This window comes from Nostoc sp. UHCC 0302 (genome assembly GCF_038096175.1).
Classification (GTDB): Bacteria; Cyanobacteriota; Cyanobacteriia; order Cyanobacteriales; family Nostocaceae; genus UHCC-0302.
This window is the reverse complement of sequence record NZ_CP151099.1, coordinates 430,548-444,291: the sequence shown is the minus strand read 5'-3', so window position 1 is coordinate 444,291 and position 13,744 is coordinate 430,548. Positions and strand designations below refer to the sequence as shown.

At 41.8% G+C, this 13,744-nt stretch carries 15 protein-coding genes; 5 read left to right on the top strand and 10 right to left on the bottom strand.

Annotated features, from left to right (window positions below; all coding sequences use genetic code 11):
• Nucleotides 1-45: 45 nt before the first annotated feature.
• Nucleotides 46-840, top strand: a complete 795-nt coding sequence (locus WKK05_RS01870; protein ID WP_341528121.1) for a Tab2/Atab2 family RNA-binding protein — start codon at nt 46-48, stop codon at nt 838-840.
• A gap of 127 nt (nt 841-967) precedes the next feature.
• Here WKK05_RS01870 and WKK05_RS01865 read toward each other — a convergent pair whose 3' ends face one another.
• The 8 genes from WKK05_RS01865 to WKK05_RS01830 form a co-directional block, all read right to left on the bottom strand.
• The gene (locus tag WKK05_RS01865; protein ID WP_341528120.1) at nt 968-1,531 is read right to left on the bottom strand and encodes an NADPH-dependent FMN reductase; all 564 of its coding nucleotides are present in this window, start codon (nt 1,529-1,531) and stop codon (nt 968-970) included.
• 180 nt (nt 1,532-1,711) lie between these two features.
• On the bottom strand, nt 1,712-3,028 hold the full coding sequence (trmFO, locus tag WKK05_RS01860) for an FADH(2)-oxidizing methylenetetrahydrofolate--tRNA-(uracil(54)-C(5))-methyltransferase TrmFO (protein WP_341528119.1): 1,317 nt from the start codon (nt 3,026-3,028) through the stop codon (nt 1,712-1,714).
• 322 nt (nt 3,029-3,350) lie between these two features.
• The gene (locus WKK05_RS01855; RefSeq protein WP_341528118.1) at nt 3,351-4,034 is read right to left on the bottom strand and encodes a glutathione S-transferase family protein; all 684 of its coding nucleotides are present in this window, start codon (nt 4,032-4,034) and stop codon (nt 3,351-3,353) included.
• A 186-nt stretch (nt 4,035-4,220) separates the two neighbouring features.
• Entirely contained in the window at nt 4,221-4,610 is a 390-nt protein-coding gene (locus tag WKK05_RS01850) for a tautomerase family protein (RefSeq protein ID WP_341528117.1), read from the bottom strand.
• Between the two features lie 4 nt (nt 4,611-4,614).
• Complete coding sequence (locus WKK05_RS01845) at nt 4,615-5,202, bottom strand: TetR/AcrR family transcriptional regulator (RefSeq protein WP_341528116.1); 588 nt, start codon at nt 5,200-5,202, stop codon at nt 4,615-4,617.
• Nucleotides 5,203-5,349: 147 nt separating this feature from the next.
• The gene (locus tag WKK05_RS01840; protein WP_341528115.1) at nt 5,350-6,507 is read right to left on the bottom strand and encodes an iron-containing alcohol dehydrogenase; all 1,158 of its coding nucleotides are present in this window, start codon (nt 6,505-6,507) and stop codon (nt 5,350-5,352) included.
• A gap of 335 nt (nt 6,508-6,842) precedes the next feature.
• The gene (locus tag WKK05_RS01835) at nt 6,843-7,097 is read right to left on the bottom strand and encodes a hypothetical protein (RefSeq protein WP_341528114.1); all 255 of its coding nucleotides are present in this window, start codon (nt 7,095-7,097) and stop codon (nt 6,843-6,845) included.
• A gap of 43 nt (nt 7,098-7,140) precedes the next feature.
• Nucleotides 7,141-7,395, bottom strand: a complete 255-nt coding sequence (locus tag WKK05_RS01830; RefSeq protein ID WP_341528113.1) for a hypothetical protein — start codon at nt 7,393-7,395, stop codon at nt 7,141-7,143.
• Between the two features lie 166 nt (nt 7,396-7,561).
• Here WKK05_RS01830 and tmk point away from each other — a divergent pair, with 166 nt between their 5' ends.
• The 4 genes from tmk (at nt 7,562) to WKK05_RS01810 (ending at nt 10,537) form a co-directional block, all read left to right on the top strand.
• Entirely contained in the window at nt 7,562-8,221 is a 660-nt protein-coding gene (gene tmk / locus WKK05_RS01825) for a dTMP kinase (protein WP_341528112.1), read from the top strand.
• Between the two features lie 336 nt (nt 8,222-8,557).
• Nucleotides 8,558-9,139: a carbonic anhydrase gene (locus WKK05_RS01820; RefSeq protein WP_341528111.1), complete on the top strand. Its 582-nt coding sequence runs from the start codon at nt 8,558-8,560 to the stop codon at nt 9,137-9,139.
• Nucleotides 9,140-9,202: 63 nt separating this feature from the next.
• Nucleotides 9,203-9,562 (top strand): Rieske (2Fe-2S) protein, encoded by a 360-nt coding sequence (locus WKK05_RS01815; protein ID WP_341528110.1) that lies wholly within the window; start codon nt 9,203-9,205, stop codon nt 9,560-9,562.
• Between the two features lie 393 nt (nt 9,563-9,955).
• Complete coding sequence (locus tag WKK05_RS01810; RefSeq protein ID WP_341528109.1) at nt 9,956-10,537, top strand: hypothetical protein; 582 nt, start codon at nt 9,956-9,958, stop codon at nt 10,535-10,537.
• 4 nt (nt 10,538-10,541) lie between these two features.
• Here WKK05_RS01810 and WKK05_RS01805 read toward each other — a convergent pair whose 3' ends face one another.
• Both WKK05_RS01805 and pbpC read right to left on the bottom strand, forming a co-directional pair.
• On the bottom strand, nt 10,542-10,709 hold the full coding sequence (locus tag WKK05_RS01805) for a hypothetical protein (protein WP_341528108.1): 168 nt from the start codon (nt 10,707-10,709) through the stop codon (nt 10,542-10,544).
• A gap of 474 nt (nt 10,710-11,183) precedes the next feature.
• Nucleotides 11,184-13,538 (bottom strand): penicillin-binding protein 1C, encoded by a 2,355-nt coding sequence (gene pbpC, locus WKK05_RS01800; RefSeq protein WP_341528107.1) that lies wholly within the window; start codon nt 13,536-13,538, stop codon nt 11,184-11,186.
• Nucleotides 13,539-13,744 lie beyond the last annotated feature (206 nt).

Here is a 13,744-nt window from a genome sequence, read left to right as displayed (position 1 = left end):
GAGCCGCCCAACGCACTGGCTCCTCTGCATGAGGCAAAAAAAAATATGAAAATTTGGCAAGCTGATTTTTATCGTAGTCCGCAGCGGAACGCCGCAGGGCAAATTTTATGGGATTTATTAATTTGTGACCCAACTCGTAGCTTTGAATACAAAGCCACTTGTCTACAATCAGAAGCAAATTCGAGTTGGGTTGCAACTCAACTCGAACTAGCCGCTGGTGGAAAACTACCGAATATAATTCAAGTGTTTCGTCCTCAGTCCTTAAGTTTAATTGAAGCGGCTGGACGGAACTTAGGCATTAACGTCGAACCCACCCGCCGCACTTTTGCATTGAAGCAGTGGTTGCAGGAACAGCAATATCCTTTAGCAATAGATAAACCACCTCCTGCACCATTGCCAGAAAACCTCTTGGGAGAACAATGGCGGTTCGCAAGTTTGGCTGCTAGTGAAGTGGAAACAAGTTTTAGCAATCGCCCCATTCCCATTTTGCATCTGCCAGAATTTCTTAAACCGATAAATCTGGGTTTAGCCTCAACAGTCGCAGTTCCCGGCGTCATTATCTATGGTGGACGGCAATCGATGCGTTTAGCACGATGGTTGCATCAAGCCCGTCCCGTAGCCTTGAATTATATTTCTGGTGAACCGGATGGCTTAATTTTAGAAGCTGGTTTAGTCGATAGGTGGATAGTTGCGACATTTGAAGATTCAGAAGTTGCCACAGCAGCCCAAGCCTACGAACAGCGTAAACAGGCAAGTCTGGGATTGCACTTTTTGTTAGTACAGCCAGATGATTCTGGGATGACTTACAGTGGCTTTTGGTTGTTACGGACAGAAGCTTGAGCAAGCGATCGCTACTCATACCAATTTAATTAATTGATTGCAACACATCCTTGGGTGAAGACGCGATGAATCGCGTCTCTACAAATGGGCTATTTGTTAAATTATTTTTTCAAATTGGTATTACATCTTAATATTTCACTTCGGCTTGTCGGCGCTCAATTTCGCTCACAAAGGCAACGATAGCTGCTTGTAGCGCCCTAGAAATCTCTGGATGAGAAGCTATTCCAACTGCATCAAGATTTTTACCGAGGAGTGGTACAGTGATTGATGCTTCAGGAACAATTCGCCCTGACATCACCGTGACGATTTCGATTAACGAGGCTTGTGCGTGCGTTGACCGCGGCGACGCATTAAGCAATGCAACAGGCTTGTCTACGAACTCTTCTCCACTCACCAACCAATCCAGCGCGTTCTTCAATACACCTGGTACGCCATGTGCATACTCTGGACTTGAGATCAGCAAACCGTCAGACCACCGTAGCTGCATCCGCAAATCTGTTACTGAAGGCGGTTCATTTGCTTCCAAATCAGGATTGAAGTGTGGCAAATTACCGAGTCCAGCATACAATTTAATCTCAACATTTTCTGGTGCTAAAGCGATCGCAGCTTGAAGCAGGGCAGTATTTGATGAAATCTTGCGGAGGCTTCCTGAAATAGCCAGAATTCGTATTGTTCGGGTTATGCTTTTCATGTTTGCTTGGCCGCGCAAACTTCGTACCACATATTTTTCGCATGAATTAGCTGCATGATTTGGTATATGTTGGCGGTAAAGCTGGCTACATCATAAGATGGGGCAGTTTATTTGGTATCCCACAAATTGAGACTAGGATTTACAGCAGGGGTTGGAAGTTAGGAGTAAAATTTGCTCTATTTAATTACTATTGACTTTCCAGGTTGTTAAGTCAGCTAAAGAGCGATCGCGATAACGTCCGTAACGTTCCTGTTTACTTTTGATTTTCGCACCAAGTTCTGGAAAAATCCCAAAGTTGGGCGGCATTGGTTGGAAATGCTTAGGCGAAGCAGAACTGATAAACTCAAACAACGCTCCCATCATTGTGCTTGTTGGTAGAGTCAATGCTTCTTTACCCAAAGCTAACCGCGCTGCATTAGTTCCCGCCAACCAACCGCCGGCAGATGCTGCCGTGTAGCCTTCAGTACCAATCAACTGCCCCGCTGCTAACAATGTGGGACGCTGCTTAAATTGCAAACTAGCAGACATTAATTGAGGAGCATTAATAAACGTGTTGCGGTGCATCACTCCCAAACGCACAAATTCAGCTTTTTCTAACCCTGGAATTAGCTGAAATACTCGCTTTTGCTCACCCCAACGCAGGTTAGTTTGAAATCCTACCATATTCCACAGTTGACCGGCTTTATCTTCTTGCCGCAACTGCACCACAGCATAAGGCCGCTCACCTGTGCGGGTATCCGATAACCCTACTGGCTTGAGGGGGCCGTAGCGCATTGTATCTTCGCCGCGTTGTGCTAGTTCTTCGATGGGTAGACAAGCTTCAAAAAATTTCGCCGTTTCCCGTTCAAAATCTTTGAGTTCCGTTTGTTCGGCTTTACATAATTCTTCGCGAAACCGCAAATACTGCTCTTTATTCATCGGGCAGTTAAGATAGGCGGCTTCACCTTTGTCATAGCGCGATGCCATAAAAGCAATATCGCGGTTAATCGATTCGCCGACAATAATCGGGCTAGCCGCATCGAAAAAGCTGAGGTATTCCATCCCTGTAAAGCGACGCAAGTCTTCCGCTAAGTCAGGGCTGGTTAAAGGGCCAGTTGCCAAAACCACAATTCCTTCAGGAATGGTTTGCACTTCCCCTCGACGAAATTCAATTAAAGGATGACTAGATAAAGTTTGAGTCAAGTCTTGCCCAAATTGTCCCCTATCTACAGCTAGCGCCCCACCAGCAGGGACGGCGTGTTCATCCGCTTTAGAAATCACTATGGAACCGAGTTGGCGTAACTCTTCGTGCAACAATCCGGCGGCGCGATCGCTTGCCATTGCCCCAAAGGAATTACTACACACCAACTCCGCCAAATGTTCTGTATGATGCGCTGGGCTAAAGCGTTTTGGGCGCATTTCATGTAAAATAACTGGCACTCCAGCTTGAGCTATTTGCCACGCTGCTTCTGTTCCAGCTAGCCCACCTCCAATTACTTGTATCGGTTGTTTATCCATAGTCAATTTTTTTATTTTTGATTTAGTTAAAGATAATTTGCTGAAGGTATAGATATATCATTAGTTATAATAGCAACTATTATCATACGAATAGTTTAACAGCAAATAATTTAGAAGACAGTCACCAGAATTATCCAATTGAATTCTGTACGACTGTGTGGATAAATAAGTGGGTTTAAGTCTCCCACTTTCTTATTCTGAATTCTGCATTCTTCTTCAAATAATTATTACTTTTCTTTTCCATTAAAAATTATAGCAATACACACCTTGAGCAAATACACCTTTAAAACTGCCTGATGCACAGATCATATCTAAAAACTTATTATTTGTTAACATTTGCTTTATTTCCTCTGACAATCTCACGCCTACGCAACTTCACTAAAACTCTGACTCGCCGCTTAAATGCTTCAAACTCTTCAGCGCTTAGTTGAGTTTTTTGCCATGCTGGGCGTTGCATTAAACGTTCAGACCATTCATTTAGCTTAGGGTAATCATTAAGATTGATACCCAAAGGAGGTAATGAAAGTACACCTATCCCAGCAACTATATCTGCTAGGGTTAACTGTTTGCTCCCAAAATAAGGAGAGTTACTTAATAAATCTGTGAAAAGTTTTAGTACTTTATCAATATGCTGCTTTGCTTGCAAAATTTTTGGTGAGTCTTCATTTTCAGAAATTAGTGAAATCACTTGCGAAAATAATTCATTAGCAGTTACCGTTTGCACCATCCGCACAGTTGCTAATGCTTGAGGTTCGGAAGGTAACATTACAGGCATTGGATATTTGGTTTCTAAGTAGTCCATAATTGCCAAAGATTCAACTACTCGAAAACCGTCATCTACCACAACCGGAATATGATGAAATGGGTTGATTTTTATAAATTCTGGTTGGAGTTGATCCCCATCCAATTTAATTAAGACTGGCTCAAAGGAAATCTCTTTTTCCAATAAGGTGAGCCATACACGACGAGCATTAGGCGAGAGGGGATTGTAGTAAAATTTCAGCATAAGGAATTGCATCTTAAGTTGCTAAAGGTCTCTCTAAGTTATTGGTTATTAGCATAAGTTCTACTAAAGATTGCTTTTAAGACCGTACGGTCTGTTTATCAAATAAACTTATCTAAATTCCTAGTTTTTTCAGCAGGATTAATTTTTAATTAACTGCTAAATTATTGCTTATTTTCACCAACAATTTTAAACTTCTACTTTGTAGTTTAGGGTTAATTCATCGCCTGGAAACCCTCTAATACCCCAGTTGGATTTAGGCGTTTCAAAAATTGTAATTTCAATATCATTAACAGAAATATTCAAGTTTTGATTTATATCTTTAATTAACTTATGTATTAGCTCTTTTTTTGTTTCTTTTGAACGTCCCTCGAATATACTAATCTCGATAATTAAGTAGTTTTCTGTTCTGTCATTGGGATAATAAAAGTCCGTTTTATCCAAAGGGAAAAAACGATGAAATCGTTTTTCAGGTGGAAGTTGTAACACCTCACTAACAGAAGTATGGATAATATGCGATAGGTCTACTTTGATAGGGTTAAGTTTTTCTGCTAGACCATATACTTTGATTTGTGCCATAAATTTAAAGATGACTTTCTAGGTATTGATTCAGGTGGTTAACTGCTCTTTGCATATAAATAGAATCTCCGTATAGCTTGCTCATCATAATCGCTCCTTCTAGAGTTGCAGTTATGATAGTGGCGATTTCATCAGCATTCACATCAGAGTTAATTTCACCCTTTTCAATTCCTGTTTCAATAATTCGGCGAATCAAATGTAACCACGAGTTCATCGCCTGTTGAGTCCGATCGCGCAACGCCGGATGAGCATCATCACTCTCAACAGCAGTATTTAGCAATGGACATCCTCCTTGAATTGGTGGGTTGTCTGTAAAACTGCTAAATACTGTAATAATTGCTTGCAAGCGTTCTATTGCATGACGTTTACTTCGCAATGCAGTTATAAAATACTGCCGAGTGCGGGCGATCGCAAAGTCAAAAGCCTGTAATGCTAGCTCATCTTTGTTTTGGAAGTGATTGTAAATTCCTCCTTTCTGCAATCCAGTCACACGCATAATGTCTGAAATAGACGAACCAGCATAACCCTGTTGGTTAAACAGTTCCGCCGCTTGTTCAAGAATTCTGCTTTTTGTTTCTTCGCCTTTGGTCATTTAATTAAAGAATTACCGACCAATTGGTCTGTTTGAGATTACCACGACAAGTCTTTGATAGTCAAGAATAGGGAATAGGGGATGGGGCATTGGGTATTATTGTGCATGGATTATTCTTCCAAGTCCCTAGTCCCCAGTCCCCAACCCTTATGCAGACAGAGTTAAAATCTGCTCAACAACTTGAGGGTTAACATCTTTATGTTCGCCTAAAGCGACAAAACCACGTTTTTCAAAGCGCTCAATAATTACGGGAATGGTGTCTTCTAGTCCGACACCATAGTCAGACAGGCGAGTGCGTACACCGACGGACTCGAAGAATTTGCGAGTTTTAGCGATCGCTTCCGTGACTCGTTCTTCCTCAGTTCCCTCAACAATGTTCCAAACTCGCTCAGCATACTGTAAGAGTTTCTGCCATTTGCGATCGCGTCTAATTGAGAGAGTACTGGGTAGGACAATCGCTAAAGTTTGAGCATGATCAAGACCATGTATTGCTGTGAGTTCGTGACCAATCATGTGGGTTGCCCAATCGTGGGGTACTCCTGCACCGATTAGCCCATTTAGTGCTAATGTCGCAGACCACATCACATTAGCCCGTGCATCGTAGTCTTGGAGATTAGCTAGAGTTTTTGGCCCTTCCTCAATTAGCGTTTTGAGGATTGACTCAGCAATCTGGTCTTGCAATGGCGCATTTACTGGATAAGTCAAATACTGTTCCATCACATGGGTATAAGCATCAACTATTCCATTGCTAATTTGCCGCACAGGTAACGAGAAAGTCGTTTCTGGATCGAGAACAGAGAAGCGCGGAAACACCAAGGGGCTACTAAAATGCAGTTTTTCCTGAGTTTCCCACTTTGTGACGACCGAGTTAGTATTCATTTCTGAGCCGGTTGCTGGAAGCGTCAACACAGCACCTAAAGGTACAGCAGCAGTTATAGGTGCGTTCTTTGCTAAGATATCCCAAGGGTCGCCGACAAAGGGAACCGCAGCTGCAATAAATTTAGTGCCATCGAGAACAGAACCGCCACCTACTGCTAGTAGAAAGTTGATGCCTTCATTCCGTACCAGTTCAACAGCTTTCAAGAGGGTTTCTAGGTGAGGATTTGGTTCGATACCGCCAAACTCAATCACATTATGTCCAGCTAACGCAGACTTTACCTGGTCGTATACACCATTGCTTTTAATACTGCCTCCGCCGTAAGTTATGAGAATTTTGGCATCAGCAGGAATTTCAGCAGTAATATTGGCTATTTGACCTTTGCCAAATAGGATTTTAACTGGGTTGTAAAAAATAAAGTTTTCCATGAGTGCTTAGAGTAGGGAATCGAACTTGAGCTTGACTATTTAGTTTAGGAAGTATAACGACATTTTAATAATCTCCTACATCGAGCGTGTGGGATTAGTCAAAGCAATTCGTAATTGCAATCATAAGAATCTGTTAGTCAAGACATTGACGAGTCAAAATACTCAGTTCAATCTCGGTAATATTCAACTAAATACGATGCTTAAGGGTATAGTTAAACTCTCATTGATCAGTAATGATATCTTCCAAATAGCACTGATTCATCCTGAGCAAATTTTGATGAAAATTTCAACTTTCAAAGATTAAAAATAATTCCTATAAATTACACATTATTTCGTCAAACGTCCCTTTTTATTGAACGGTGCAGCAGACGACAGGGCCAGAAGAATGCTCCACATATACTTACCGAGGCGATCGCAGCGAAAACTCGCCATCTGGAGTTAGGTGAAGTAGCAGATTTTTGCGCCTGGTCTTGTGTGCTGTTAGTTAGCTCAGGTAATGAATGAGATAACTGACTGGCTGCACTCACCCCTTCAATCGCCGCTCCAATTAGATAAGCTACCAGGGCTATGCCTAGCCAGTGATTCATCATATTGAACTGTTTTAACTCTCCTAAAATGCTTATTAGCAAAAAATCATACGTCTTGTTCTTGGTAAGAATTATCTTGCCCGAAGGTTAACCGCCCTTCAGCCGTGTCACGAATTAGCGGTAATTTAGATTTGATATAATTATTCAAATTGCTATCTGTCTGCTCGTCAATTCCCTGGTTGATTTTTAACTGCTGAAGCAGCAATTTTACTAAAGCCGCATCGTCAAACTGGAGCAGAGTGCTGACGTGTGTAGACTCGATTACAGCCCATAGGTGTTGCATCATTTTGGCAGTTATCATGAGTCTCTCACTTCTTAAGCTTTTCTTTATCTTTACACAATTTGGTGATTTCTGCCTAATCTTTGTCCCAAGCTTAATTTATCAACCATAGAGCTAGGTTTTACACTTCGCGCTATTCTTGATAAAACGTGAGTGAACGAGTCTATTGCAGCGAAGTTAAAAAAGCATGGGTGGCAAATTAATTGTATTTGAAGGGGTAGAAGGTTGCGGTAAAACCAGTCAAATGCTGCTTTGTGGGGAATGGCTGCAAAGTTTGGGTGTTTCTGTGGTTGCAACTCGTGAACCAGGGGGAACAGAGTTAGGTTTGCATCTTCGCCGCCTGTTGCTAGAGAAAGTAGAGAATAAACCCTTCGGCCCCGCTCAGGGCAAGCCAGTTGCTGAAGTTACAGAACTTTTGTTGTATGCTGCTGACCGATCGCAACACGTTGAACAAGAGCTGAAGCCAAATCTGGCAGCAGGTAAATATATTTTATGCGATCGCTACACCGACTCTACTATTGCCTACCAAGGCTATGGTCGGGGTTTAAATATGAGTTTAATCAATCAACTCAATAATATTGCTACTGGTGGACTAGAAAGTGACTTAACTATCTGGCTAGATGTTGATGTAGAGATAGGACTTACCCGCAAACGAGGAAGCGAACCAACATTAGACCGCATTGAACAAGAGACAATCGCTTTTCATCGGCGTGTGCAACAAGGATATACAGAGTTAGCTGCATCCTATCCAGAGCGAATTGTACGAGTAGATGGCAGCTTGAGTAAAGAGGCTGTGCAACAGGCGATTCAGGAAATTTTACGCGGACATCTCAAAGGTCTACCGTAGGTATCGCTCTAAGATGAGAAGCAATATATAAAATAACGTGAGTTCGACAAGTGCAATATTGACCTCTCCCCCAGCCCCTCTCCTACGAGGAGAGGGGAGTAAAACGATGATTTTTTCGTTGCTCCTCCCTCTCCGCTTCGGAGAGGGAGGTTGGGAGGGAGAGGTTCATCGAACTCACGTTAAAATAATACTTGCTTTTTAAATGAACTCGTGGGAGAGTACTTTTACAAAGTACTTTAACTCTATCAATTTATCGTAGTTTAAATCAGCAACATTAGGTTAATGCCTTTAAGTTGCTGGTTAAACTTTCGTCTGCAAAGACATAAAGTCAAAATTATGGGTCAAATATTAACAGAAGTCTTATCAGCTAACCAAGCTTACGTTGAAAATTTTGGTAATAAAGGCAACCTGACGATTCCTCCGGCTCGTAAATTTGCAATTCTGACTTGCATGGATGCGCGACTTGACCCAGCAAAGTTTGCTGGATTAGCTGAAGGGGACGCCCATGTGATTAGAAATGCAGGTGGACGTGCTAGTGACGATGCTATTCGCTCGTTAGTCATTTCTTACAAACTATTGGGTACTCGTGAATGGTTTGTGATTCACCACACGAATTGTGGTATGGAAACCTTCACAGACAAAGTTATGAGAAATCTACTGGCTAATAGTTTAAAAACTGCCAAGATAGACGCGACGGGTTGGCATGATGTTGGCTCTGGAGAAGGTTCGGGTGAAGCTGAATTCATTGATTGGTTAACTATTGGTGAGCAAGCAGAAAGTGTGTATGCTGATGTGAAACGGATTCGCAATCACCCATTAGTACCGCGGGAAATTCCGATTTATGGCTATCTCTACGATGTTCAAATTGGGAAATTAATTGAAATTCCTGAAGCTATAGAAATTGGTAAAGCTAGTTAAAGCGATCGCACGAGTCACAATTGCGGGAAACTGAAAGCAGGTCTATTAGGAGAGGAGAACCTAATGAGCTGGACTAAAGTTCTTGCAGTTGATGCACTTGCACCCGGTGGGCGACAGGTGGTAAAAGTTGGTAAGCAGAATATCCTGCTTTTGAATCATGAAAATGAGCTATATGCCGTAAACAACGCCTGTCCTCATTTAAAATTGCCTTTGAAAAATGGCAAAATTACTGAAGATGGAGCAATTGTTTGTCCTACACATCGCAGTGCTTTTGACCTGCGTACTGGTGAGGTAAAAGAGTGGTGTCCTTGGCCGCCCGGTATCAGCAAGGTATTTTCATTGATTTCCAAACAAAAATTACTGTCGGTGTTTCCGATTCGCGTCGATGAAGGGAGTATCTGGATTGATGTGCAAGAAGAATAGCAGATGATTCTGGGAGGCTGACAAATCCTTTGGTAGAGGCCTGCTAGAGAGCATCTCTACCAAAGGATTTGTTACATTCTTTTTTCAACAAGTTTATTATTGAGAGATAATAGAGATATAGCAAACCAAGGCTAGATAAAAAGTAGCCTCTCTTTACATGGTTTGCTCAACGGCTCAGATAACTCCACAAGATTTGCAAATGGAGGTGTAAAATGATTGACATTTTTCCCTTATCTGATATTACCACCTACTTATTCGTCAAAATCAGTCTGCTAATTTTATTACTGTTAATGTTGTTAGCAGTGTCTGCGGCTCCAGTTATTTAGAGATTAACTGATTCCAATCTCAAATCTCCTAAAAAAGCCAGCCTTGCCAAGAGTTGGAGGTGAGATTATGCAGATTAGAAGCAATTTCTTGTTGCTGAGTCTAGTCTTTACAGCACTGTTAACAGATTCGCTAATTTCTTACAGCCAAGTTAAAGACAAACAGAGTCTATCTCTACCACTCCAAAACCTTTGGGTTACAGCTCAAACAGTCAACATTGCAAGTTTAGCAAATGGTAATTACCAGTTGTGTAGTCAACCCGATCCTCAAGACTGGCGAGATGGAGCAGGAGTTTGTTTAAATTTTAGTAAAGTCGAAAATCGTGTTGATGGATATTATGGCTATCCTCACTCAGATCACTTTATCTGTATTCGAGGTATTGTCAACGGCAACCATATCATAGGTGAAGCTTTAGCGATATCATGGGGTGTAAATCTGTTGAAAAACACGCCTGAATCTGCATTTACGTGGGATTCTGAAGGGCGCTTGACAGTTAGTCAAGGACGTGTAGTTAGTACCACAAATGATAGCGAGGATGCTGCTAAGTGGATTCTATACCGCAATGCTTCACTGGATATTCAGGGATTTTATCAATATAGTTTCCCTCGGATGTCACCTACGTCTCAGCTATGTGATTGGGAATTAAAGTAGCAAATTAACTTGCGTGTTCCCAATCACTGAGTAACTCATGCTGTTGCTTGGGCTGGTTGCGTTTGCGGAGTGGTACTTTAGGAGTACCAATATCCATGCTAGGAAAAGACTGGTGTTTCTTCTTAGCGGATTTATGTTCTTTTGTCTTGGGAGCAGTCTGTGTAGTTGTCATTAGTAGATGAATCTATTATTCTAACTTGAGCATCAATAATGTATAACATCAACTTCCAAACGGCAAATTTCTCAAGGAAGAGATTAATTTTTCCGCGATCGCACGGATATACCAATGGTTTATTCTAAAAGAAATACGACAGATGCCTAGGTTGAGTTAACTTAGCAAATCCAAGTACAGCCACTGCCTAAGCGATCGCCCATTTACCATATTGGGTAATAATAAACTTGAGCTAAAGCAAGCTCACAAGTAGACATGATAATTAGCGGGTTAACATTTGTTACCACAACAGATGCTATTGCTAGGAAAATTAAAGCTGTTGTTAAAAATATTGATTGAGTTATAAGTAACGCTTAAGGTGTGGTTAGAAACGCTTAAAGTGTTCTTATGGATGCTCAAGTTGCTGTTAGAAACATTCATTAGGTTGTAACAGCAGCTTTTGCTGTCTTAATTACAAATTACAAATTGGTATGATTATGGGCGATCGCTTTTGAAGTCAGAATTACCCACAGAAAAACCTCGGCGTGTGGGTTTTATCCTGGCTAACTCGACTTGAAAACTTACCTTATCGCTCATTGCATCACTTTTAGCTTCTAAAGTCCAGTTACCAGGACGCAGATACCAAAATACAGAATTAGCTGACTGTGTATCTAGCTTTTCACCATTCAACCACCACTCTACAGATGCAGATTTGGTTCCTGCTAGCTTAAACTCCAGCTTTTGCTTATCCTCTTCACCGGGATACAACACAAATAAATCACCATCGTGAGGAGATACAATTCTCAAATTACCAGCAAAATTAGATTGCTGCTGTCTTGCCAGCCATTCATTATACTCTGGCGGCAAATTGAAATTGTTGTTGCGATCGTAAGCAATTTTGTCTTCAGGATAGAAATATTCCTGTACTACTGAGGTACAATCTGGTGTTGGACGTAACCCAGAAATTGCACAGACTGGTAATTGTACTAAACCTTCTGGAGGCGGAAAATCACTTGGTTCTTGATGTTCGTGCAAGTGTAACATAATCCGATTCCACAAAGGCGCTGCCCCTGTAACTCCTGAAACCTGTCGCATAGGTTCACCGTTGAAATTCCCTACCCAAGTAGCAACGGTGTAATCGGTAGTAAAGCCAACCGTCCAAGTATCGCGAAAATTAGATGATGTGCCAGTTTTAACAGCAGCAGGAAAGGGTAAATTTAACACAGAGTCTACACCGAAAGCTGTTGCACGAGCATGGCTGTCACTTAATATATTGGTGATGAGTTGCCATGTTGTGGGATTGGGTACTGGGTACTGGGTAGTGGGGACTGGGTACTGGGGAATTGTGGTTACTAAGGGAGTGGCTTGTCCTTGTTGTGCCAAAGTTAGGTAAGCGTGGGCTAATTCCCAGAGACTGACTTCACCACTACCGAGAGTCAAGCCTAAACCGTAATATTCAGCGGTTTGATTGAGGTGTGCAAATCCCAATTCATGTAAACGTTCTAAAAAAGTCTGCACACCTACTTTCTCTAATACTCTGACTGCTGGTACATTTAATGAATTCGCCAAAGCCACACGTACGCGCACAGGGCCGAGAAACTTTTCAGTGTAATCTGTTGGGCTATAAAGTTTCGCGCCGGGAATAGCGTAGTGAGCAGGTACGTCTGCCAAAATGGTGTTTGGGCGAATCGCAGCTTTTTCTAAAGCTAATTCATAAACAAAAGGTTTCAAGGTAGAACCCGGTTGACGCAGTGCTTGTACTCCATCATTGCGTCCTAGTTGTACTTCATTAAAGTAATCAGGTGAACCAACATAAGCCAAAACTTCACCAGTATGATTGTCAATTACCAAAGCAGCTGCATCATGGACATTGTTAGCAGCTAGGGTAGAAATTACTTGCTGCACCTGTGCTTCTACAAACTGTTGCAAGGGACGATTTATAGTGGTGCGGATAAGAAATTGATCCCCCCTAACCCCCCTTAAAAAGCAGGGAACGTAACCCTCTTTTTTTAGGGAGGTTGCGGGTATCTGACTAGCTAGCCAAAATAAAAAATGTGGGGCGGCAACAATTCCCGGCTGGCGGTACTGAAACACAACTTTTTCGGCGGATGTGCGTTCTGCAATCAGGGTAGTAATGTACCTTTCTTGTACCATCCGATTCAGGACGTATTTTTGCCGTTGCTTTAACCGTTCCCAATGTTCATAAGGATTAAAGTATGTGGGATTATTGGGAATTGCAGCCAAAAGACTAGCTTGGGCAAGATTTAAATCACTAGCTGGTATGGAAAAATAAGTACGGGCTGCTGCTTCTACACCATATATATTCCCGCCCATTGGCAGCCGATTAATATAAGCAGAGAGAATTTCATCTTTATTCATCCCAGCAGTTAACCGCCAAGATAACCAAATCTCATTCACTTTACCTGATAAAGTGCGGGGAACAGGATCTAACATCCGCGCCAACTGCATAGTAATTGTCGAAGCACCAGAAACAATTCTTTTCGCGTGAATAGCTTCTTTGATGGCGCGGGCCACTGCTTTCATATCCAATGCGCCATGATGATAAAAGCTAGCATCTTCAGCAGCTAAAATTGCATGGATAAACTGGGGAGAAACCTGATTTAATGGCACTACAGCTGTATGCTCTTGATCACGAGTGAGCAATGTTCCTAATGGTAGCCCATTGCGATCGCTAAACTGCATTGCCAGTTGATTTTGGGCGATGTCTGCGGTACGAATCGGCGCAAAATAAGGAAGTAAGCGTACTACCAAACATATTAGCAGTACAGCCAAGATAACTTTACTAGTTTTGCGATGCAACAAACGCCGAAGTTGGTGCTTAATTTTCATCAAGGAATCCCTTACCCAGGAAAACTTATCTTAATTTTGACGCGGTAATTATAGCTACATCAGTAAATTTGTTAAATACTTAACAATTTATATGAAGCTCAAGATACCCGACTTCTTTAATCAATTGGGGTTCCAAGCTTTTGGAGTTAAGAATTGTAGTGATTTTTCGGAACAAGCCTACTGGATTGGTTATCTATGTAAATAAT